Source organism: Psychroserpens algicola (assembly GCF_014526325.1).
GTDB lineage: Bacteria > Bacteroidota > Bacteroidia > Flavobacteriales > Flavobacteriaceae > Psychroserpens > Psychroserpens algicola.
In genome coordinates this window covers 268,906-294,217 of record NZ_JACNMJ010000001.1, presented here as the reverse complement: position 1 = coordinate 294,217, position 25,312 = coordinate 268,906, and the positions used below count along the sequence as shown (strand labels likewise).

Sequence of the window (25,312 nt, the reverse complement as noted above, 5' to 3'; positions counted from 1 at the left end):
ATCTTACGTTAAATTTTATAATAATTTTTTTAATATATAATATAACCGATGTTTTCTAAAAATAAACTTGTTCTTGTATTATGCATTTTTAGTTTTTACAACTTTAATGCACAAGTAACTTTATCAACAGATTTTACAGATGAAGCTAATGAACGCGCACCTTTACATAATATATGGTCTATAGCCAATAGAATTAGTCCTCAAAATGGTTCAAATGTACGTCCAGGACTTAAAATGAATACCGTTAGAATGATTGGCGGAATCAATAAAATTGTAAATGGAGTACGAATGAAAGATCTAGATTTTGATACCTGTTTGTATGATTCTATTACTAATCAATACGTATATAGATTTGAGCCACTAATAGAAAGGTTAGATAATATTATTAATTCTCAAACAGAAATCCATCAAATTGTGTTAGATCAACCGCCTTGGGCTTTTCAACACGGCTATACGTTTATTCCAGAAGGGACGATAGATAACGTTAATTTTCGAGAGAACGAACAAATATCTATTTATGGAAATTCTTTACCTCCTGCAGACCAAGTTGCATACCATGATTATATCGTAGCATTGATGACCGAGTTAGTTGCAAACTATGGAGAAGAAATGGTGTTGTCTTGGCGTTTTAGAGTTGGTTCTGAAATCGAAACACCAGACCATTGGTTTGGTACCAAACAAGATTTTATAGAGCATTTTGAAAATACAGAAAGTGCAGTTAGGTCAGTTTTACCAGATGCAATTATTGGTTTACATACAAGAGCTCCAGATTTTCTCTTTCAAAATGGCACTGTATTAAATTACAAAGGAGAACCTTTTGCTTCTTTTGCTGAGGATTTAATTGAATATTGTTTTGATAATAATGTGCAATATGATTTTTGGGGGATTTCAGATTACGTAGTTTTAGGTAATGGCAATTTACGTAATATGAGCATTAAGTACGATCATTTATTTGCAGATTTGGTAAGTCATCCAAAATGGAACGTCAATGCAACCATTGATTTAATGGAGTATGCAACAGTAACCACAATGAATGGTGCTGATGGCAATGGGTTTATCAATGCAGAAACATCTCATGCAGAAGTTGTAGAATTATATTTTTCTAATATTTTTTACAAGAACAAAGACAATGGCTTAGATTTAATATACAGATGGGGTAATAGAACTGGTTCGCAAGATCCTCCCGGAATTAGTATTTTAAATTCTATGAATGATAAAGTGCATTACACAACAGATATTTCTGGTACACCTGAAACTCCAACAAATGATATTGATGCTATTTTTTCAAAAAATGATAGCGCTACAGAATATGATGCGTTAATATTTAATTACAATAATAATTCTTTAAACTATGTGGATAATGAAGCCGTAAACGTGTCTATAACGTCCGAATTACCAGAAGGTACAACCTTATATTATAGAAGCATTTCTTATGATAAAACCAATAATAAACTTCAGAATTTCTTAGAAGAAAATTCCGGACAAGGTTATGTAATGAATGGATTTGATGATAAAGGAGATCCAGAGAGAATTTTAACTGAAGTTGGATTAGCTGCATATGAAGCTTATGAAAATCCAAACCCACACCAATATAGTAATTGGGAAAGTATAGTAACTACTGCACCAAATGATGGTGAATCTGGCTCAGTAATAAGCGTACAAACAGAAGTTCCTTCATTTGCGTTCGAAAAGTTTGAATTTAGAACCGAAGATTATTTTGCAATCCCTATTACACCTGCTACCGTTGTTTGGACAACTTCAGAAGATTTTGCGCCTTGGACAGCAGTTAGTGCTGGAATGAATGTAAATACAGATAATGATAAATTAACTTTAAATTATTCAAATGGATTTGCATTTCCAATGGCTGCTATTACAGGGCTAAATATTAATTCTGATTTGTATGACACTTTACAGTTAGTTGTTAAAAATAGCACAGAAGATATTTTTCTTCAAATGGCTGCAAATATTCCAGGTACAGAATTTTCTTCAGGAAGAAAAAAAATTACCATTCCTAATGATAATCAGTGGCATACTATAGATGTAGATTTAACAAACTGGTCTCATTGGGAAGGTATTATTAACGAATTTAAGGTATATGAAAGTGTGAATACAGGTAGTATTGTATTTGATAGAATTGAGTTTATGCCTATTGATAATAATATTTTTGATGTAACAATTACTAAAGTAGGCAATGGCTTATTAAATTATCAAAGCGGAACTTCTTTAGGCGGACAAACATTTGATTTGAATGCCATTGCAGATCAAGGTTGGGTATTTCAAGGTTGGTCTGGTGATATAGTAAGCACAGAAAATCCGTTAACAATTACCGTAAATTCTAACTTAAATATCACAGCAACATTTGTTCAAGATGGATTATCTGTAGATGAAAATAATTTAGACAATACTTTTACTGTCTTTCCAAATCCAAGTTCTAATGGTTTATTTACAATAAAAAGTAATACAACAGAGCTTTGGGAAGTGTATAGCCTAACAGGAGTTAAAGTTCTGTCTGGAAAAGGAAAGACAATAGATATCTCTAATTTTTCACATGGAATGTATATTATAAAATTAAATAATTCTTACAAAAAAATATTGTTTTACTAAGAGCGTTTGACAACTAGAAGATTCGTTAATATGAAGATATTTTCAAAGATTTCAATATTTGTTTTTTTAGCAATTGTTTTTTTAAGTTGCAATACATCATCTACACAAAAAAAAAATAATGATAATCAAAAACCAAATATCATCTTCTATCTGGCAGACGACCAAGATGTTTACGATTACGGATGCTATGGTAATGAAAAAGTAAATACGGCAGCAGTAGATCGATTGGCAAAAGAAGGCCTACGCTTTACAAATGCATTTACAGCACAAGCCATTTGCGCGCCAAGTCGATCTCAAATTTTCACAGGACAATATCCGCTAAAAAACGGCTGTTTTGCAAATCATACGGCGACGAAACAAGACATTAAAAGCGTGACTGCACACATGAAAAGATTAGGCTATGAAGTCGTTTTAGCTGGAAAAAGTCACGTAACACCAAATAGCGTATATCAATGGGACAAGGAATGGGAACCTGTTCCTAAAAAGAATGTGCCAAGAGAATATATTCCATTGGACAGTATAGAAGATTATTTTAAAACAGCTAAAAAACCGTTTTGCATGTTTATTACGTCAAAATATCCTCACGGAAAATATTTTGATGTTGAAAACCCAAATGCAGAAGACCTTAAATTTTATCCTTTTAATGCACATAAAAAAAATAACAAAGCATATATTAAAAGTAGAGCTGGTTATTATCGAAGTATCGAGGAAGACAACAAGCAACTGGAGAACGTTTTAAAATTTGTCGACATTCATTTAGATAAAAACACACTTTTTATATACAGTGCAGATCACGGCGTTTCAGGTAAGTTTACCGTAAAAGATATTGGGTTAAAAGTTCCGTTTGTGGTACGTTGGCCAGAAGTTATAGAAGCAGGTTCAACATCAAATCAATTAATTCATTATACAGATATCTTACCAACTTTTTTAGAGGTTGCAGGTGGTAAGATAACCGAGGATATGGATGGTAAAAGTTTGATACCGTTACTTATAGGAAAAGATGATGAAATCAACACGTATGTTTATGGTGTAAGAACCAATCAAAACATTTTAAATTCTGAAATTTTTCCATCTCGTATGATTCGAGATAAGCGATATAAATACATTAGGAATTTCAATTCATTGGAAGTTGTAGAACAAAATTTGACAGGAAAACCAAATGTGGACTACTTTATCAAAAGAGGTGCTAAAGCATTCAAAAACGAACCATTCGAGGAATTATATGATTTAGAGAATGACCCTTTTGAGCAACAGAATTTGGCTAATAATTCAGAATTAAAAGCTGTTAAAGAAAGGTTGGTAAAAGACTTGTTTGTGTGGATGAATGAGCAAGGTGATATTTTGAATGAAGAACCTGGCAATATGCCAATAATTACACCTAAAGGAAAAAAGGGGTTTAAGTTAGACCAAGACACACCAAGACGAAAAATACCAGATTCCATAAAAAATATACTTACAAAAGACGATTATATGGTAATTGAACATTGGTAAAAAAAACATCATGAAATGAATAAATTCTTCACATACATATTTGGTTTAGTAATCCTTTTTATGTCATGCAAAAATGAAAAAGAGGAAACCGTTGAGAAACAAGATCAAAAACCAGTGAACGTTCTCTTTATTGCCATTGATGATTTGAGACCTGAACTAGGTTGCTATGATGCGCCACAAATAAAGTCGCCAAGCATAGATAAACTGGCACAAGAAGCTATCGTTTTTAACCGCGCCTATTGTAATATTCCGGTTTGTGGCGCTTCAAGAGCAAGTTTGCTTACCGGTATTCTGCCTACTAAAACACGTTTTATAGATTATAGAGCAAAGGCCGAAGAAGACGTGCCGAATGCCAAAACATTACCAGGCATTTTTAAAGACGCTGGCTACACCAGTATTTCTAACGGAAAGATTTTTCATTACAATAAAGACGTTCAGGAAGCCAGTTGGAGTCGAAACCCTTGGATGCCAGATGGAGGACACAGAGTGAGTTATGACCCTGAGACCACTAAAGTATTATTGAAATCAGGGAATGGTCGTGTGTACGAGGCGCCAGAAGTAGATAATAGTGCGTATCCTGATTATAAAATAGCGCAAAAAACCATTAATGATTTACGAAATTTCAAAGCATCGGGAGAACCCTTTTTTATGGCTTGTGGATTTTTTCGTCCACATATGCCTTTTTATGCACCAAAAAAGTATTGGGATTTATATGATAGAGATTCAATAGAGATAGCAGACAACCGTCATTTACCAGAAAATGCACCTAAGTTATTACGTGGAAGTGGCGAATTCAAATCTTATAGTTTTGGAGAATATAAACCTAATACCGACGAATTTCACAAAATGATGCGTCATGGCTATTATGCCTGTGTTAGTTATGTAGATGAATTGGTAGGTGAGGTGCTTGGTGAGCTTGAAACCCTTGGTTTAGCAGAGAATACGATTGTCGTATTATGGGGAGACCACGGTTGGCATCTAGGTGAGCACGAGTTTTGGGGAAAGCACAATACCTTGCATAATGCGTTGCAAGTACCGCTAATTGTAAAAGTACCAGGAAAATCCAAAGGACAGCAAACCAAAGCTTTGGTGGAGAGTGTTGATATTTACCCGACACTTTGTGATTTAGCCAATTTAGATACACCTGAATATATTATGGGCAAGAGTTTTAAATCCGTTTTAGATAATCCTAAACAATCGTTTAGAGAAAACGCTTATGCGCGTTTTAAAAAGGCTGATGCTATTGTAACGGAAGATTTTACCTATTCATTATACGAAAATGGTGATGAGATGTTATACAACCGTAAATTAGATCCAAAGGAGAATAAGAATGTCGTAGAAGATGATACTTATAGAGATGTGCTTGAAGACATGCGAAATACTCTCAAAATAAAGCAAGAACAAGCAAGTAGTTATAAATAAAGTAGCTCGTTATAAAATGAATTGGAACTTAATCAAATGCTAGATATGAGAAAAATAGCAACAAATTTGAATTATATATGTCTTTTCATCCTTTTCTTAGTAATAATTAGTTGTAAAAACGAAGAAAAAAAGATAACTACTAAAAAAGAAACACAACCGAATATTATATATGTGTATGTAGACCAAATGAGCGCAAATATGATGAGTAATGCTGGTAATACCTATTTAAAGACACCTGCGTTAGATTACATTGCCAATAATGGTATCCGCTTTACAAGAGCCTATACCACCAATCCTGTGTGTTCACCGGCAAGAGTGAGTTTAATGACAGGTCGCTTTCCAGGTTATTTCAAAGATGATAAAGGGAATGAGGTTAGAGAAAATAGAGGGTCCATGAAGATTCCAACTGTTACTGAAGACGTAAAGAATACAACCATTGCGTCGTACCTTAAAAAGGCAAATTATGACTTGTATTTTGGAGGTAAAGAACATTTACCAGAGTACTTAACACCAGCAGCACTTGGTTTTAATAAATTTAGTGACGACGAAAGAGGTGAGCTAGTAAACAAAGCAGCAGATATTATTGAGAAAAAGCATGAAAACCCATATTTCATGGTGGTTTCATTAATAAACCCACATGACATTTGCTACATGGCTTTACGAGAAAAGGCGACTAGTAAAAATGATGCAGTTCTTTTAAAACGTGCAAAAGTTGAATTGGCAGCATTAGATGAAGCCATGAAAATTCCAGAAGGCGTTAGCGAAGAAGAATTTTATGCAAGTTATTGTCCGCCATTACCAAAAAATTACGAACCTCAAAACGATGAACCTCGAGCAGTAAAGCGTTTAATTAATAACAGACCATTTCGTAAAAACGCTAGAGAGCATTTTACCGATAAGGATTGGAAACATCATAGATATGCTTACCATCGCTTAACAGAGGTTATGGATCAGGAAGTACAAGTACTTTTAGATGCTATAAAAAACAGCGAACAAGAAGAGAATACGCTTATAATTTTTTCAAGCGACCATGGTGATATGAGCGCGAGCCATCGTATGGAGCATAAGTCGACATTATATGAGGAATCTGCAAATGTTCCATTTATGGCGATGTGGAAAGGTCATATTCCAAAAGGTCAGGTCAACGAGAAGGATTTAATCTCAAACGGACTGGATTTACTTCCTACGTTATGTGATTATGCCAATATAGAAGGGGTTTCTGACCATAGAGGTAAAAGCTTGAGACCACTTTTTCAAGGTGAAGATGTGATATGGAGAGAAACCCTTGGTGTAGAAAGTGAAATTGGTAAAATGGTAGTTGATAAAAACGGTTTAAAATATGTGCGCTATGATGTTGATGGCATTGAAGAACAGTTATTAAACTTAGAGAAAGACCCTTTTGAAACTACACACTTTACCAATGACGAGGAATTTAAAGATGATTTAAAAAGGTTACGAAATATATACCATACGGAATGGTTTAGTAACTAGGGCTGGACCACATTATAAAAAATGATGTCTATGAAATTTAATTGTTTAAATCAAAACATAATACTTATTGGATTATTATTACTCGTTACTTTTAAAATGAGTAGTCAGGTTAAAGAACGTCCATTTATTTTAGTAACTGCTCAGGAGCACAATCAAGTACTAGAAAAAATAGAGGCTCAAGATTGGGCAAAAGCCATCTTTACTGAATTAAAAGGAAAAGCAGATTTTCAAGTTAAATCCTTTATTAAAAATCCGAAAACCTATTTAGAAAAACTACCATTCAATTGGTCTGAAGGCGAAAAGAATAGCTTTCCACCATTCTATAAAACCTACCATGTAGAAAATGGTGTTCAAAAAAATCTTGATAATGCCACAGGTGCCGAGTCGAAACATATGGAGTTATTGGACAAATATCTGCAAATCGCTATGGATTGTGGCATGATGTATTATTTAACCCAAGATGAAAACTACGCTTATGTGGCAAGCAGTATTTTATATGCTTTTACAAAATCGGTTCAAAAATCTGAACTTTCAGATTGGCACGGCAGAGGCGGTTGGCTGTTTCCGTATGATGGCTTTAGAGAAGTACGTGTTCTAGGTTATAAAGTCCCTTTGATTTACGATTTTACCGCATCTTACCTAAAAAGCGGTGGAAAACCATTTGATATCATCAAAAACAAAAAAGTAGATTTCCCAATAAATGAGCTTCAAGACGTTTGCAGAACCTATGCCGATATTTCTATTAATTACGGTCATACGGGCTCTAACCATTCGATTTTAGAGTCGCCAAGTTTAGTCTATAATGCCTTAGCTATGGATGACGAAAAAGAGCGTGAAACATTATTATCCTATTTTCTAACTGAAAATACAGACAATCAAGACGCACTCAACGTCATGTATAAAAAGTATAAAAACAAAGGTGATATTTGGCCCGAAACCTCACAGTATTTAAATCATTCTACAGCGATTTTAGCTAAATTGTTGTTGGTGGTGAATAAGTATAATCCATCATTAAAGTTAGGAAAAAAATATCAAAACATATTATATGCCTTACCAAGACTAGACTATTTTGTGTATCCAAATAATGAGATTGTAAGATGGGGAGATGGACATAGAAAAGCTCATGTACCATACGAAGCTTATGAAAATTCTTTTGTATTAGCTCAAATGGACGGATTACAAGAGTTGGAAGATAAATTTGGACCACTTATTAAGCGTGCCATGAGTAGAGGTAAATATCGTAGAAAAAACCCAGAAGCTTTGTTTTGGTACAAGGATGATATGAGTCAAAATGTCGCTAAGATAGATTTACCAAGAACCGATAGAGTGTATCACGCAGGTATTATATTACAGCGGAACCTGAGTAGTACAAATAATCCAAAAGATGGTTTAATGTGTTTTGTAGGTGGAGCACATATGGTTCACGGTCATGCCGAAGGTATGAATATTGAATTGTATGGAGAAGGTCAAGTTTTAGGTGCAGATAATGGACGAAAAAGCTATGGAAAAGACCTGCATGAAAATTATTCAAGACTATTTGCGGCACACAATACGGTTATCGTAAATGGAAGCTCTCAAGGTGAAGGTGGATGGGTGAATTTAGGGATAAATACTGTTGAACTTATTTCTATGGAACCTAAAGTAGGCGAAGAAGCGGTCTCGCCTTACCATTCTTTTAGTCACACTAGTTTTGAAGACAACGAGGGTGATAAAGCCGAAGCGACTCAAGAAAGGACTTTAGCCTTAATTCGAACATCACCTACAACGGGCTATTATGTGGATGTGTTTCGTTCAAGATCTAAGCTTCTAGATGAATATCACGACTATTTATATCATAATATTGGTGATAAATTGGTGTTTGAAACTAAAGATCTGAATTTCAAAAAAACACCAAATCGCTATATGGCGAATGCCAATGCGGAGTGGAGGCATAATAAAGTCTATAGAAACCCAGGGTGGCATTTTTTTAAAAATGTAAAATCATCCCAAGCCTACAGCAAGGATGTTAAGGCCACATTTAATACGAAAAAGTTAAGTGCAGGAAGCGTGTTTATGCAATTGCATATTCCAGGTTTTGAAAACAGGGAATATACCAAAGCAAAAGCGCCAACAACTTTTGAATCGCCAAAACCTTACGACGATTTGTCAACACCAACATTGGTTATTCGCAATAAAGGCGAAGCTTGGAAAAATCCTTTTGTTGTGGTCTTTGAACCTTTTAATGAAAATGAAACGGCTACAATACAATCGGTTGAAAAATTAGAAGAGAGTGGTGTTTATAAAGGATTAAAGATTATTAGTAATACACCAACCGAAAAGTTGACACAATATGTGATAACCCAATCGAAAAATGACATATTTCAAGATGAAGCACTAGGTATTTACTTTAAAGGTACTTTTGCTGTAATTTCATTGAATAAAAATAAAAGTTTGCACAGTATTTACATTGGACAAGGAGACCAACTCGTTTATAAAAACGAAACCATACAAACGGATGCCAGTAAAACCTATTACAAGGCCTATTAACTCAAGTTTATGCAACTAAATAAAATATCGAAATGCTTATCGCTAATCTTAGTCTCGTTATTACTTGTTGGTTGTCAGTCAAAAAAAGAAACAACATTACTATTTGTAGGTAGTTTTACGGATAAAAAACTAGGAGAAGGGATCCATGTGTATGAGTTTAACAATGAAATAGGTGAAGTTTCTTTGAAATTCACGCTAAATAGTGTGACCAATACTTCGTTTTTAAAAGTATCTAATAATGGGAAGCATTTGTATTCGGTGATGGATAGTCAAATGCCATATCATGGGAAAATAGCCGCTTTTGCTATAAATTCCATTCAAGGAAAACTAGACCTGATAAATGTACAAGATTGTGGAGGCTTAAATCCAGCTCATATCGACATAGATAAAACAGGAAAGTTTTTAGCAAGTTCTCAATATTCTGATGGTAGTTTGAGTATGTTTAAAATTAATAAGGATGGAAGTCTTAATCCGCATCCCCAAGTTTTAAAATTTAAGGATAGTAGTATCATTAAAAGTCGACAGGAAGCATCACATATTCATTCATCAAATTTTTCACCTGATAATAGATTTTTATTTGCGCATGACCTTGGTGCTGATAAAATAAGAAGATTTAATTTTGATATGAATAATCAGGATTCAATTCTTTTGAACGAGGACCAAATTAAAATGAAACCAAGAAGTGGACCAAGGCATTTTACGTTTCACCCAAATGGTAAATTCGGCTATAGTATTGCCGAATTAAGTGGTAAAATAACCGCTTTCAATTATAAAGATGGTCAATTAGAATTTATTGAAGATTATCAATCTTATCAAAAACAACAAGATATATATAGAGCGGCAGATATTCACATTTCACATGATGGAAAATTTTTGTACGCTTCCAATCGTGATCCAGAAGAAGATAGCATTTCCATATTTTCTGTCAATCAAGACAATGGAACGCTTAATTTAATTGGCCATGAACCAACTTATGGTCAACATCCAAGAAACTTTGCCATTGACCCTTCAGGTAAATTTTTGTTAGTTGCGAATCAATTTTCTGATAATATAGTAGTTTTTCGCCGCGATATTAAAACGGGAAAGCTGAGTAAGCTACCTAATGATATAGCTGTTAACAATCCGTCGAGTTTGCAAATGCGAACCTATAAGAATGGTTTGTAATTTGATAAGATATAAATTCAACTAGTGTCTGGTTGAACGCAGTCGAAACCCTAACTATTCTCTGTTAAATTAGCTTGAGGCCTTCAGATGTTTACAGTGAATCTCTTTCAATTAAGTTAAAAGGAACTTTAACCCGACCTTTTTTATTATTTAAAATCATGTCTGCGGTAGTTTCGCCCATAATTTTAAAATCTGTAGATATGACCGTAATTCCCAATAAATCTTTTAAAGGTGTATCGTTATAAGAAATTATACCGATGTCTTTCCCTAATACAAATTCATCTTCTTTAGCTTGTTTTACTAAATTAACTAAGTCAGATTCTTCTATCGTAATAAATAAATCCCCCTTTTTAATAATCATATCGTCAAACACCTCTTCAAGAATTTCAAAATCGAGTTTAAACTCTACACAGAACTTTCTAAAGCCATGTAAAATTCTTCGTGGATAAGGATAGACTGCATTTTCAGGGTAGAATAACATTATTTTCTCATACTTCTTGATTTTAGAAATGCCTCCTTTTAAGGCATTATAAATATCATTTTCAAAATCTTGATAAACAGATATATGATTACCAATCATTTCTGATTTAACATTATCTAATATGACTAACTTCTCTTGTGGTAGTTTTTTTAAAGCTTTAATGGTTTTATCAGTAAAACTGACGTGCTTTAAATCGTCTGTTTTAAAATGAGGCATAATCACATAATAGTTGTAGGAAGATTTATGTTTATCTAATAGGTTTAGAAATAAAGATTCGTCACAGTGATAAATCATTAAGTCTGTGTGCGAATTTGCCCCAATACTATTTATAAAGGAATTATAAGTTCTCAACTTATAAGAGCTTAATTTGTTCACCAAAAACAAAATGTTGGTTTTGGAGATTAATTTAGTTCGATTGATATAATAACCTTTACCGCGTATGGCGTTTATAATATTACGTTCCTTTAAAATACTGTAAGCTTTTTCAACAGTATCCCTCGATAAATAAAACTCTTCACTAAACCTGTTTATCGAAGGGATTTTTTCTCCCATCTTTAAGTTTTCCTCAGAAATATTATGAATTATCGAATCTATAATCTGCTGGTACTTAGGTACCCTTGATTCTTCATCGATATTTATAAATTTAATTAGTTCCAAAATATAACAGAATTTAAAAAAATAAAACTTATTCAAGTATAAACAAATATTACGAATTAATAGGTTTTTTAGGGTGCAAATATTCATTTTTGACGATAAATCTAAGTCTAGAATTAACTCAAATTTTCGATTAGACTTTACATTATTCGAGTAGTGTTTAATAGTATGTTTGAGAATAAGAACTAATGTAAATACTTTATAATGGCTTTCACTTATGTATAATGACTCGAAAATCGTATTTTTAAACTAATCCTATCCATACGGTACAGTACAGGATACAAAAGTTTTTAATCAAATATATATTTGGGTTAAGAATTTATTTAACACTATTTATGGAGACAATTACGAAGAAATTTAAGTACGTAGATTATTTATGGGATGAAGATAAAGCTTCTTCACTTGGTGATAACCAAGTCGATTTATTTTTATACCGTTCAAATATTTTAGGAGCCGATTTAAGAATAACCAATTATGGTGGTGGAAATACAAGTTGTAAGACCATCGAAACCGATCCACTAACCAACGAAGAGGTTGAGGTAATGTGGGTTAAAGGCTCTGGTGGTGATATTGGAACTTTAACTAGATCGGGAATTGCAGGTTTATATACTAAAAGATTGCGCGATTTAAAAAATGTTTATAAAGGTTTACACGATGAAGATCGAATGGTTGGGCTTTTTAATCACTGTATTTATGATTTAGATAGTAAAGCACCTTCAATTGATACACCATTGCATGGCTTGTTACCTTTTGCTCATATAGATCACTTACACCCAGATGCATTAATTGCTGTGGCTGCAGCCAAGGATAGCGAGAAAGTTACCAAAGAGATTTGGGGAGATACAATGGGTTGGGTCCCTTGGCAACGACCAGGTTTTGATTTAGGGTTGCAGCTAGAAAAATGTTTAGCAGATAATCCAGGTATTAGAGGTATAGTGTTAGGAAGTCATGGTCTATTTACATGGGGAGACACGTCTTACGAGTGTTACATGAATAGCTTAGAAGTTATTGAAATGGCTTCTGAGTATATTTCTAAAAAAATCAAAGAAAAAGGTTCCGTTTTTGGTGGTCAAAAAATAGAAAGTCTTCCAAAAGAAGAACGTTCAGAAAAAGCGGCTCAAATCATGCCATTATTGCGAGGATTATGTTCTTCTGAAAATAGAATGATAGGTCACTTCTCTGATACAGATGTGGTATTGGAATATATAAATAGTAATGACTTAGAAAGATTGGCTCCTATGGGAACATCGTGCCCAGATCATTTTTTAAGAACAAAAATTCAGCCGTTAGTATTAACATTAGATAAGAATGAAGATTTATCAGATGCTGATGCTATCTTAAAGAAATTAGAACCAGCTTTTGAAGCATATAGACAAGAATATGCAGAATACTACAATACGTGTAAAAAGGATAATAGTCCTGCAATGCGAGATGCGAATCCTGTTATTATAATTTACCCAGGAGTTGGAATGTTTAGTTTCGCAAAAAATAAGCAAACAACTCGTGTTGCGAATGAATTCTACATTAATGCCATTAACGTAATGCGAGGTGCAGAAGCAATTACAGAATACACCTCTTTACCAAGACAAGAAGCTTTTGATATTGAATACTGGTTGTTAGAAGAAGCAAAACTACAACGTATGCCAAAAGAGCAATCCTTATCTCGAAAAGTAGCGCTTATAACAGGTGCAGGAGGTGGAATAGGTAAAGCGATTGCAGATAAATTAGCTGCAGAAGGAGCTAACGTTGTTTTAACAGATATTAACGAAGAAAGTCTTATCATGGCAAATGCCACCTATAAAAGAGATGTATCAACTTATGCTGTTTGTGATGTCACTAGCACAGAATCTATAGCAAATGCCTACAAAAAGGCGTGTGTTGAATTTGGAGGTGTTGATATTGTGGTGCATAGTGCAGGACTAGCAATTTCTAAACCCTTATTAGATACTACTGATAAAGATTGGAATATTTTACAAAGTATTTTAGTGAAGGGTCAGTTTGACTTAGCAAAACAATTTTCAGCCATTACACGCAAACAAGGTCTTGGAGGAGATTATATTGCAATAGCAAGCAAAAATGGCTTAGTTGCAGGTCCTAATAATGTGGCTTATGGTACTGCGAAAGCAGCGCAACAACACATGGTACGTTTATTAGCTGCCGAATTAGCACAAGATAAAGTAAGAGTCAACACAGTAAATCCAGATGGCGTTATTGTAGGAAGTAAAATATGGGAAGGAGCTTGGGCTGAAGGTCGTGCAAAAGCAAATGGTATTACAGTTGAAGAATTACCAGCATTTTACGCCAAGAGAAACTTATTGAACGAAATTATTACGCCAGATGATATTGCCAATGGTGTTTTTTCGTTTGTTGGGTTACTCGATAAATCCACAGGAAATATTTTGAATGTAGATGGTGGTATGGCAAATGCCTTTGTTAGATAATAATATTAAAAGAACATATTTGTTTAGTTTAGTTAAAGAAAACTTCCAAAAATTCTAACCGAAGTATTGGAAGTTTATTTTTTTTAAAGAATTTTATAATATGAAAATACAAAAAGAGCAGATTACCGATTTTAATAAAAACGGATTACAGAACCACAGTGAAAATTTTGATTTTTTGGCACATAAGCTAAATAAACAAGGTTATGATGTTTCGGATATTGTGTCTAAATTAGCTGATTTTCAAGTCGCAATTCCGAGTTGGGCTTTAGGTGCAGGAGGCACACGTTTTGGACGTTTTTCATTTTACGGTGAACCTTCAGACTTAGAACAGAAATTAGACGATATAGGTGTGCTGCACAGTTTAACGCAAACAGCAGGAGCCGTTTCACTCCATATACCTTGGGATATCCCTTCAGATTATAAAGCCATCAAAGAAAAAGCAGATGCTTTACATATAAAATTTGATGCTGTAAACTCTAATACATTTCAGGATCAGCAAAATGCAAAGGAAAGTTATAAGTTTGGCTCTTTAAGTAATACAAGTAAAGCGATAAGAGATCAAGCGATACAACATAATCTCGATGTTATTAAAATTGGAGATAAATTAGGATCTAAAGCCTTAACCGTTTGGTTGGCCGATGGTTCTAGTTTTCCTGGACAAAACAACTTCCAAACAGCTTTTCAAAATACACAAGACAGTTTAATTGATATTTACAAAGGTTTACCAGATGATTGGAAACTGTTGGTAGAATACAAACCATACGAACCTAATTTCTACAGTACTGTAATCCAAGATTGGGGAGCATCTTTAATGTTGGCCAACGGTTGTGGAGATAAAGCATACACACTTGTAGATTTAGGTCATCATTTACCAAACAGTAACATTGAGCAAATCGTTGCTATTTTACAATTAAAAGGGAAACTAGGTGGTTTTCACTTTAATGATAGTAAGTATGGTGATGATGATTTAACGGTTGGTAGTATAAAGCCTTATGCTTTATTCTTAATTTTTAATGAATTGGTTTATGGCATTGAAAACAATCCACAAAACCCTGATTTAGCTTGGATGATTGATGCCAGTCATAATATAAAAGATCCATTAGAAGATTTAATTCAGTCGTTAGAAGCTATTCAAGAAGCCTATGCAAAAGCACTCTTAGTAGATCAAGATCTACTAAAGGCAGCACAGAATGATAATGACGTTGTAAAATGCCAAGAAATTTTACAAAATGCTTACAGAACAGATGTGAGACCTTTAATTGAAAAGGCGCGCCTTGACGCTGGCGGAGTTATAAGTCCAATAAATGCCTATAGAGTTTTAGATGTAAGAGGTCAACTTATTAAAGAAAGAGGTAAGCATACTGTAGCTACAGGACTATAATATTATCCCTATGAGACAAAAAGTTACGGCTGTTTTTGATATTGGTAAAACCAATAAAAAATTCTTTTTATTCGATAAAGACTTTAAAGAAGTTCATAAAGAGTATATCACTTTTGATGAAATAGTAGATGAGGATAATCATCCTACAGAAAATCTACCAGCATTACAAAAATGGTTAAAAGATGTTTTTGATCGTATTTTAGAGACAAAAGAATTCCATATCACAGCAATCAACTTTTCAACCTATGGTGCAAGCTTAGTGCATATAGATGCCAATGGAGAGCCATTAACACCTCTATATAATTATACAAAACCTTTACCAGATGAGATCGTCACCTCTTTTTTTGAATCCTATGGTCCAAAAGATGAGTTTCTTAAAACAACAGGCTGTGGGGATTTAAGTATGTTAAATTCTGGTTTGCAGCTCTATTGGTTAAAGAAAACAAAGCCAGAAATTTTTAAGCAAATTAAATATTCTCTGCACTTACCGCAATATCTAAGCTATATTTTTACTGGTATCCCTTTAAGTGAATATACTAGTATAGGTTGTCACACAGCCTTATGGGATTATAGTAAAAAGGATTATCATTCTTGGGTTTACAAAGAAGGGTTTGATAACATTTTACCGCCAATAGTTTCAACAGAAACAAGTATTAATATGAATTACAATGGTAATCGTATTAAAATTGGTGTTGGCATTCACGATAGTTCTGCTGCACTATTACCTTATGTAAGAAGTATAAAAAATAAATTTGTTTTAGTATCTACAGGAACTTGGAGTATTGTTTTTAATCCATTTACAGAGAATCCTATCTCGGATGTTGAAGATAATAAAGATGCTTTAAATTACATGCGTATTAACGGAAAACCTGTTAAAGCGACGCGAATGTTTTTGGGGAACGAATACAAAGTACAAGTGGCTAAACTCGATGAAAAATTTGGAGTCGATGATAATTATCACCGAAAAGTAAAGTTTGATTATGACACCTATTTTGAAATTATGCAAGATTTTGAACATTGTTTTAAATGGGATAGTATCGTTGATAAAGATATGCCAAATAAAACGAAAATATCTTATGATAAATATGAGCATGCGTATCATCAGTTAATGATAGAGCTTGTACTACTTCAAATACGTTGTATTAGAGAGGCTCTTGGCAATAATGACATCGCTAAAATATATGTGGATGGTGGCTTTAGCAATAACGATATCTATATTAAGTTGTTATCGCATCATTTTAGAGATAAAAAATTAAGAACTACTAAAGCTTCTTTAGGCTCTGCCTTAGGAGCTGCGATATCAATTTCAGATACCAAATTAAACTCAAAATTCTTGAAAAAGAATTATGCTTTAAAAAAGCATGTTCCTTTTATAGTAACTTAGAAGTTTGAGTAATTAAAATGACTAGTTTATGGCTATAAAGTTTGATACAAGATACCCTTCAATCGACGATTTGCGTACGAGAGCTAAACAGAAAATTCCAAAATTTGCTTTCGAATATTTGGATGGAGGCTGTAATGAAGATGTCAATTTAAAGAGAAATACAACAGAGATTAGAGATGTACAACTTAAACCAAATTATTTAAGAAAGCACCATGGATCTTCACTGAAAACTAAATTATTTGGAATTGAATACGATGCACCATTTGGCATAGCACCAGTTGGTCTTCAAGGACTAATGTGGCCAAACTCACCAGAAATTTTAGCAAAAGCCGCTTTTGAGCATAATATTCCATTTATTCTTAGTACGGTGACTACAACAAGTATTGAGCGTGCAAGCGAATTAACAGAAGGAAAAGCTTGGTTTCAATTATATCATCCAACCGAAAATAGATTGCGAGATGATATCATAAAACGCGCAGAGGCAGCGGAATGTCCTGTCTTAGTTATTCTTTGTGATGTTCCTTCATTTGGATTTAGACCAAGAGACATCAGAAATGGGCTGGCGATGCCACCTAAAATGAACTTAACTAATATTTTGCAAGCCATTGGGAGGCCAGATTGGAGTTTACAAACTTTAAAACATGGTATACCTAATTTTGAAGTTTTAAAACCATATATGCCAAAAGGTTTAGACTTAAAACAACTTGGTAAATTTATGGATGATACTTTTAGTGGTAGACTCAACGCTGATAAGATAAAACCAATTCGCGATATGTGGAAAGGGAAATTAGTTCTTAAAGGAGTAGCTTCAGAGTATGATGCAGAAGAAGCAATACGATTAGGAATTGATGGTATTATAGTATCTAATCATGGTGGTCGTCAATTAGATGCAGGTCAATCTACCATAAAACCACTAACGACTATTGCCGAAAAATATGGCGACCAAATTGAAGTGATGATGGACAGTGGTATACGTTCTGGTCCTGATGTGGCTAGAGCAATGGCCAGTGGAGCAAAATTTACATTTATGGGACGTTCATTCATGTACGGAGTATCAGCTCTGGGTAAAAAAGGTGGAGAACATACGATTTCATTATTAAAAACAGAATTACAACAAGTTATGGAGCAATTGTGTTGCGAGAAAACTACGGATTTTCCGAATCACTTAATTAAATAATTTATACCCAAACAAACAAACATCTAACTAACTAAAAATAAATTATATGAGCCAATTCAATATAGAAGAAGACATCGAAGAAATAGCAGGAGGTGAATTTGAAAGAACACCAGTGCCACAATCTAAACTTAAAAGTTGGAAAAGTTTTTTAGGTATGTATGCAGGAGAACATGCAGCTGGGACGGAATTTATGATAGGGCCTCTGTTTTTAACAGCAGGTGTAAGTGCTTTTGATTTAATTATTGGATTGTTATTAGGTAATTTATTAGCGGTCTTAAGTTGGAGATTTCTAACAGCAGAAATAGCCGTAAAGAATAGATTAACGCTTTACTACCAATTAGAAAAGATTTGTGGTAAAAAATTAGTCATTGGTTATAATTTAGCCAATGGTATATTATTTTGTTTCCTGGCTGGAGCTATGATCACGGTCTCTGCAACGGCAGTAGGTATTCCTTTTGATATGGAAATGCCCAAACTTACGGATACTACACCCAATGGTCTTACATGGATAATAATTGTTATAATTATAGGAGCTGTTATTTCACTAATTGCTTCAAAAGGATATGACACCGTATCAAAAGCTGCCAACTGGATGTCACCACTAATAGTATTGGCATTTGTAGCTTGTGGAGTTGTAGCTTTGGGTCAATTAGGCGTTAATAGTTTTGCTGAATTTTGGGATATTTGGGGTGAAGGATCGGAGCCTTTTCCTGGACAAATTAAATTTACATTCTGGCATGTTGTAATCTGGTCTTGGTTTGCCAATGCAGCCATGCATGTGGGTATGTCGGATCTATCTGTATTTAGATTTGCTAAGAAGAAAAGTTCTGGATGGACGACTGCTGCAGGTATGTATGTAGGGCATTATATGGCATGGATTGCAGCTGCATTATTATATGCAGTGTATTTAAAATCACCAGAGGCGCAAGCTTTTCTAAGCAATGGCGAGGCACCTCCTGTTGCACCAGGGCCATTGGCTCACAATGCTATTGGTGTTTTCGGAATTATTGCTGTTGTATTGGCAGGATGGACTACAGCTAACCCAACTATTTATAGAGCAGGTTTGGCATTTCAAGCTATTATCCCGAAAGTGTCAACCTTTTGGGTTACTATAATAGCTGGAACAATAGCAACAATTGCAGGATTATTCCCTGCATTCGCAATGAAATTACTAGGTTTTGTGGCATTGTATGGGTTTATTTTAGCCCCTTTTGGAGCGATCATAGTGTTTGAGCACTTTTTCCATAAAAAGGCAGGCATTGTAAAGAATTACGCAGAATCTGCAAATATTTCGTTTAACAAATCAGTGTTTTGGGCGTGGGCCATTAGTTTTGGGTTGTTTTACTTTATATCTATACAATTTGATGTGTTTTTATCTTTTGTTACATTACCAGCTTGGTTGCTATGTGGTATTTTATTTTTGATTTTAAGTAAGTATTTTCAAAAACAGACTTAATAAATTGAAGTAATTATAAAGTTGTTATAATTTCATGTTTTTTTCTCACTAATCGTTGACAATATATTAGTTTTGATAGTTAGGTAAACCTTTGTTACGATATACATAATGATAACTGTTAAACACGTATTTATATTTGCTATTTGTTTTTTTACGACTTTAGGTTGTAAGAATGAACCTAAAATTGAATCTAAAAACAATTCAGAATTAACAATACCTAAAAAAGAAGTTGTAATCTCACAAAAAACACTAGATAGCCTCATAAGCAATCCTCCTGAAGGTCTTGTATGGATTCCCGAAGGAACATTTATGCAAGGTGCTGTGTCTCACGACAAGATGGCGATGCAACATGAAAAACCACAACATCAGGTAATGGTTGATGGTTTTTTTATGGATATAACAGAAGTTACTAATGCTCAATTTTCTGAATTTGTAAATGAAACAGGATACATAACAGTTGCCGAACGTGAAATTGATTGGGGAGAAATGAAAAAACAATTACCAGAAGGAACACCGAAACCTCATGATTCTATTATGCAACCCGGATCTCTTGTTTTTAAGAAAACGAAAGAGCCTGTTCCTAATTTATATGATTTTTCACAATGGTGGAAATGGAAAATAGGAGCAAATTGGAGACATCCAAATGGACCAGAATCAGATATAATTGGAAAAGATAATCATCCTGTAGTTCACATTACATATGCAGATGCTCAAGCCTACTGCAAATGGTCTGGAAGAAGATTGCCAACAGAGGCAGAATGGGAATACGCGGCGAGAGGCGGTAAGGAAAATACTATCTTTTTTTGGGGAGATACTCAGGATGTTTTATCTCAAAATGCAAATAGTTGGGAAGGAGAATTTCCTGTGAGTAATACCTTAGAAGATGGGTTTGAAAGAACAGCACCTGTAAAATCATACCCACCAAATACCTTTGGTTTATTTGATATGGCAGGTAATGTTTGGGAGATCACAACAGATTATTACAACGTTAACTATTATAGTGAGTTAGCTTCTAAAAATGAAACATCTATAAATCCTAAAGGAGCAATTAATCCTTTTAACCAAAGCAACCCCTATTCTCAAGAAAGAGTAATTAAGGGAGGTTCTTTTTTATGTAGCGATTCTTACTGTGCGAGTTACAGGGTATCTTCAAGAATGGGAAATGCTAATGATTCTTCTGCAGAACATATTGGTTTTAGGACTGTTGTTACGCCCGAAATGTTATTGGGAAAGTAACGTTTAGAAGTCATTCAGCACATTTCCTTCCATTCCGTAAAAGCTACATTCCAGCAAAATAGCTTCTTTAACAATATTCTTGGACCTAATCCCCACTTCTGACTCTTCATTCCGTTAACCCTTTCCGTTGCTCTGGAAAGGAACATTTTATTTCCAACTAAAAATTGTGAATCAAGTCTGCTAGAGAAGGAAAATATATCTGCATTTTTATTCACTTCCTATGATTTTGTATTTCACAAAGACTTTAGAATCAATTCCGTAACCCAACACCGACATACCTTTTTTTTGACAGCAAAATAACAACATTCAGCTTTGAGCAACAGCATAATCAGGCTCACTTCCAGGCTACCCTCACACTCAATTACTCGCTGTAGCATGCCAATCTTCAATTTTTATTTTGCCACCAATTTTCCATCCGATGCCCTGGTAGTGGTTGTAGAATTTCTTGGCTTCATTTTCAGGCCATTTTTTCTTTTTAAAAAAAATCAATCACTTCAAATTCATTTTTTGGTAGCTTAGTTTTATTTATGTTTTCTATTTGTTTATTAATGTTTGTATTACGTATCAATGCTTGTTCAATACTTGTTTCAAACTCATTCACAACTTGTTCAGAGGTTGTACCGAAATTGAACAACTTAATTTTACTGCCTTCATATGGACTTTATGAAAGGGAATATTTTAAATAATCCCATGATCCATTTGTTTTAAACAGCGATGATAAGTTGCTGTAGAACCAATTTTTGAGAGTTTCATAACTTCTTGTCTGACTATGTAAAATTCTTCTCGAAATCGGTTTAAATTCCAAAACTAAACAAAGCCATATACAAGCTGACATGAGTTGTGTTTAGCCTTTTGTCTGCATAGAATTTTTGAAATACAGCATTGAGATGTTTTAAATAATTCATGCATACTTATTCCGTTTTATGATGCACTCGATTATTGTCCATAACCTTCTGAATCATAAAAAATGATGCCACCAACCTTTGTATAGGGTAGTGTGCCTTTAATTCGAAGATTTTGTAGAGTACCAAGACTAATTTGAAGTAAGTCCATGAGTTCTGAATATTTTAGATATTTCTCAGTTTGCCTTGCGCTTGTTTGCTTAATAGGTTTTGAATGTCGTGGAGCAATTCAAGTTTAAAATCCCTGAGATCATCTGTAGTAATAATTGTTGCTGATACCGTTGACCTGATTTGACTTTAAAGAAAATTGACAAACACTTAAATCATTGAAAATGATTTTATTTGTGTTTTTTTGGTGCAATATACGCTAGACTTAGGATCTAGTGCCGCAAGGTGTGAGAGTTCGAGTCTCTCCGCCTGTACTTAAATGGAAAAGCTAACTCTAACGGGTTAGCTTTTTTTGTTTTTACTACTAAAAAAACCTCCAAGAGTTAACTTGGAGGTTTTAGGCTAATTCAAAATCACTAATTAATCTATATTAAAGTTTAATAAGCTTTGCGGTTAAAGACTGACCATTAGAATTTTCAATCTTAACCAAGTAAATACTTTGTGTTAAATCTGAAATATCATAAGAGTCTGTTTCAGTAAAATCTCCATTGAAAGACTTTACCAACTTACCTGTAATATCATAAATGTCTAATCGATTTAAAACTTTATTCGTTTTAAATGATGAATTTACAGGATTTGGATAAATGCTAAAGGTATCATTAGCTTCAAATTCATCTGTACTTAATGTTACAGGTTGATTTCCAAAAATTCTAAATTGACCTGCAGGAATAGTAACAGTAGATGCACTATAGGTTGTATTACCTGTATTATCCATTAAGTCATACCAATTTCCACCAGTAGGGAAACTTGTATTTATAGTTTGAGAAACAACATCAAAATTAGCAAGTACAATAACATTTCTTAATTCTGAAGTCGGGATTGAGGTATCAAATACATCAATTCTAGGGGTTAAGTTTCCAGAGGTAATAGCATAATCACCTTCAAAAACGGGTTCGTTAATTTTTAAGGCGTTCAATCGTGCCCAATCATCATATATCTGTCTTCTGTTAGCATCTGCCAACCAGTTTTCAGACCATTGCGGTTGAGGTTTGGTGTCTAATTTACAATCACCATCAGTGCCTGAAGGGTCATTAACAGTTCCGTTATTACAGGTAAATATAGAGTTGTCCATACCTAAAGCTCCAAAGTGCCAAATCATTTTAGGACCAGGAATTGTTAAGCTTACTGCACCTAAAGCAGACATTCTAGATAAGGCTGTGTTTAAATCTCTAACGTTGTGTGATCCATTAGAATTATTTCCAAATGTCACATTTCTATACATTAAACGTTCTTCATCATGACTTTCAGCATACCCTATAACTCTAGGACCATTAAATTGCGGACGTGATTTATGACCCATGTTATTAATGTTATTATCCGAATTAAAGCCCATTGTTAACTGGTTGTATTGACTGTTCATAATGCCCCACATTATAACACCTTTACCTTCGTTAAAACGATAGTTTGCCCATTCTTTTTCTTCATTTTCTTGACCTAAATGTTCAAAAATAACATAGTGATCTGGATCTAATGACCATGAGTAGTCTGCATAGGCTTTTAAAATATCAACTCGGTCTTGATTATAGCCATTAGTACAGCCTTCATCATTCTGACAGTTTTGAGTAAACCCTTTAGTTAAATCCCATCGGAAACCATCAATTTTAAATTCGGTAATCCAGTGTTCAATTACTCGTTCAACATATTGATTGGTAATAGGGTTTGTAGTATCATTAGAGCTGGCGCCAGGATCATTAGGCTCTTCGGCAGTATGACTAAAATCTGAACCAACACTATAACTGTGTTGTGCCGTTTGGTTAAAATATGGGTTTTCACTACTTGGTCCACCCCAACCATCACCATCAGGATCATCCATCCACATGCGTACCATAGGGTTTCTTCCAAAAGCGTGATTTAAAGCAACATCAAGAATCACGGCTATCCCATTTTGATGGCATACATCGATGAATTCTTTAAATTTATCTTCAGTACCATAATATTTATCTAAGGCTAAATGAAATGACGTATTATAACCCCAACTTTCATTGCCTTCAAATTCCATTACTGGCATTAATTGTATGGCATTAACATTCAAATTTTTAAAGTAATCGATTTTATCAATTAAATCTTGATAGTTTCTATCGGTATCAAAATCTCTTACTAGAACTTCATAAACAATTAAATCTTCCTTCTTAGGCTTATTAAAATTTGGAACTTGCCAGTTATAAGGTGTTTGCCCAGTTTGCAATACAGTGACCTCACGTTCTTGCCCTGAAGGGTATGCAGGTAAGTTTGGGTATGTATTAGCAGGAATAAACGGATCATCAAAAGGCGATAATACCAATGTCGAATATGGGTCAGCTGTTTTTACCAACGTAGGCGAGTTTGCTATTGGATTTGTGTCAAATACCCAATACTGATAAGTTTCTATCTGACCTGATGTTAGACCTGATACTTCTATCCAGTATTTTCCTGTTGATGGGTCACGTTTCATAACATCTGCATTAGTAGGTGTATAGTTATTGAAACTTCCAGCTACCTGAACGAAGTCTTTTTTAGGAGCATTTAACACCAATATAGCTTTAGTTGGATCTGTTCCGTAGTTAATTCCATCCTTGGCTCCAGAAGGTAGTGCTTCTTCAACAACAGTTGGAGCAACGACCACTTCAAAGCTGGCTTCACCAGTTTCTGAAGACCCTGGAGGCGTTCCAACAAATCTTACAGTGCCATTTTCTGTGATATTATTAATTGTAGCGTTACATGCTGGAAATCCGCAGTTCCCAGTAGCCACAGAAACATTATTATAAAATACTTCAAAACTTCCCATGACGGTTGTACCACCTTGGAAAACGATTTCGGCACTTACCGAGAGGTTACTTCCTGAATTCACGACTACCAAGTCAGTAGTAGGTTGAGTAATGTCAATTTGAACACTTCCAATAGGAAATATAAAATCATTGCAACCATCGTCTTTTAATTCTTCCGTACCATCAGCGTTTCTGAATACCATACCTATTTGGGTAGCGTCTTCTGCTTGTTGTGCTGTAAGACTGTAATAACTTTCTGGCGTAATAGTGATGCTGAAAGTCCCATCATTATTTGAAGACATTTCACCAACACCATCATCTTGTCCCCAGTTTCCAACTACACTAAAACCGAATGCATTAGAATTGTCACCAATACCAGAGTGCATATATACTTTTGCCGGATTGTTAAAACCATTGCAATTTGAATCTGTACTATTAATATCTACTGTTATCGTGACAGGCTGATCAACTTCAATAGCACCAACATCTAATGTTACCTGAGCAAATGTGTTTAAAGAAATTAAAGTTATTAAAGAGCATAAAATTTTTTTCATAGTAATTGATTTTTAAAAAAAAAGCTATGCATTACA

14 protein-coding genes and 1 pseudogene are annotated in these 25,312 nt (G+C 34.2%); 12 read left to right on the top strand and 3 right to left on the bottom strand.

The annotated features are described in order from the left end of the window. Positions 1–48: 48 nt before the first annotated feature. From H7350_RS01185 to H7350_RS01160, 6 genes are read left to right on the top strand one after another with little or no spacing between them, the layout of a single operon-like run. Positions 49–2,604 (top strand): InlB B-repeat-containing protein, encoded by a 2,556-nt coding sequence (locus H7350_RS01185; RefSeq protein WP_204344045.1) that lies wholly within the window; start codon positions 49–51, stop codon positions 2,602–2,604. 30 nt (positions 2,605–2,634) lie between these two features. Beyond that, positions 2,635–4,095 (top strand): sulfatase family protein, encoded by a 1,461-nt coding sequence (locus tag H7350_RS01180; RefSeq protein ID WP_204344044.1) that lies wholly within the window; start codon positions 2,635–2,637, stop codon positions 4,093–4,095. Between the two features lie 15 nt (positions 4,096–4,110). Beyond that, on the top strand, positions 4,111–5,517 hold the full coding sequence (locus H7350_RS01175) for a sulfatase (RefSeq protein ID WP_204344043.1): 1,407 nt from the start codon (positions 4,111–4,113) through the stop codon (positions 5,515–5,517). A gap of 36 nt (positions 5,518–5,553) precedes the next feature. Then, entirely contained in the window at positions 5,554–7,008 is a 1,455-nt protein-coding gene (locus H7350_RS01170) for a sulfatase family protein (protein WP_338105749.1), read from the top strand. 30 nt (positions 7,009–7,038) lie between these two features. After that, a complete protein-coding gene (locus H7350_RS01165) occupies positions 7,039–9,534 on the top strand; it encodes an endo-acting ulvan lysase-like protein (protein ID WP_204344041.1) in 2,496 nt (831 codons plus the stop codon). A 9-nt stretch (positions 9,535–9,543) separates the two neighbouring features. Further along, positions 9,544–10,698 (top strand): lactonase family protein, encoded by a 1,155-nt coding sequence (locus tag H7350_RS01160; RefSeq protein WP_204344040.1) that lies wholly within the window; start codon positions 9,544–9,546, stop codon positions 10,696–10,698. A gap of 91 nt (positions 10,699–10,789) precedes the next feature. Here the strand turns inward: H7350_RS01160 and H7350_RS01155 are convergent, their stop codons facing one another. Then, positions 10,790–11,836 carry a GntR family transcriptional regulator gene (locus H7350_RS01155; protein WP_235989235.1) on the bottom strand — a complete coding sequence of 349 codons (1,047 nt, stop codon included), beginning with the start codon at positions 11,834–11,836 and terminating at the stop codon, positions 10,790–10,792. Positions 11,837–12,168: 332 nt separating this feature from the next. On the opposite strand from H7350_RS01155, the gene H7350_RS01150 reads away from it, so the two are divergent. From H7350_RS01150 to H7350_RS01125, 6 genes are all read left to right on the top strand, one after another. Continuing rightward, positions 12,169–14,274: a bifunctional aldolase/short-chain dehydrogenase gene (locus H7350_RS01150; protein WP_204344038.1), complete on the top strand. Its 2,106-nt coding sequence runs from the start codon at positions 12,169–12,171 to the stop codon at positions 14,272–14,274. Between the two features lie 100 nt (positions 14,275–14,374). Next, positions 14,375–15,655, top strand: a complete 1,281-nt coding sequence (locus H7350_RS01145; RefSeq protein ID WP_204344037.1) for a sugar isomerase — start codon at positions 14,375–14,377, stop codon at positions 15,653–15,655. A gap of 10 nt (positions 15,656–15,665) precedes the next feature. Beyond that, positions 15,666–17,039, top strand: coding sequence for an FGGY-family carbohydrate kinase (locus tag H7350_RS01140; protein WP_204344036.1), 1,374 nt, complete (start codon positions 15,666–15,668; stop codon positions 17,037–17,039). Between the two features lie 28 nt (positions 17,040–17,067). Then, a complete protein-coding gene (locus tag H7350_RS01135; RefSeq protein WP_204344035.1) occupies positions 17,068–18,216 on the top strand; it encodes an alpha-hydroxy acid oxidase in 1,149 nt (382 codons plus the stop codon). Between the two features lie 46 nt (positions 18,217–18,262). Beyond that, entirely contained in the window at positions 18,263–19,672 is a 1,410-nt protein-coding gene (locus H7350_RS01130) for a purine-cytosine permease family protein (RefSeq protein ID WP_204344034.1), read from the top strand. Positions 19,673–19,780: 108 nt separating this feature from the next. Next, positions 19,781–20,908, top strand: a complete 1,128-nt coding sequence (locus H7350_RS01125; RefSeq protein ID WP_204344033.1) for a formylglycine-generating enzyme family protein — start codon at positions 19,781–19,783, stop codon at positions 20,906–20,908. Positions 20,909–21,819: 911 nt separating this feature from the next. Here the strand turns inward: H7350_RS01125 and H7350_RS01120 are convergent. Both H7350_RS01120 and H7350_RS01115 read right to left on the bottom strand, forming a co-directional pair. After that, positions 21,820–22,101: pseudogene (locus tag H7350_RS01120) on the bottom strand (helix-turn-helix domain-containing protein). A 247-nt stretch (positions 22,102–22,348) separates the two neighbouring features. Next, positions 22,349–25,276 (bottom strand): alpha-amylase family glycosyl hydrolase, encoded by a 2,928-nt coding sequence (locus tag H7350_RS01115; protein WP_204344032.1) that lies wholly within the window; start codon positions 25,274–25,276, stop codon positions 22,349–22,351. Positions 25,277–25,312: the final 36 nt, after the last annotated feature.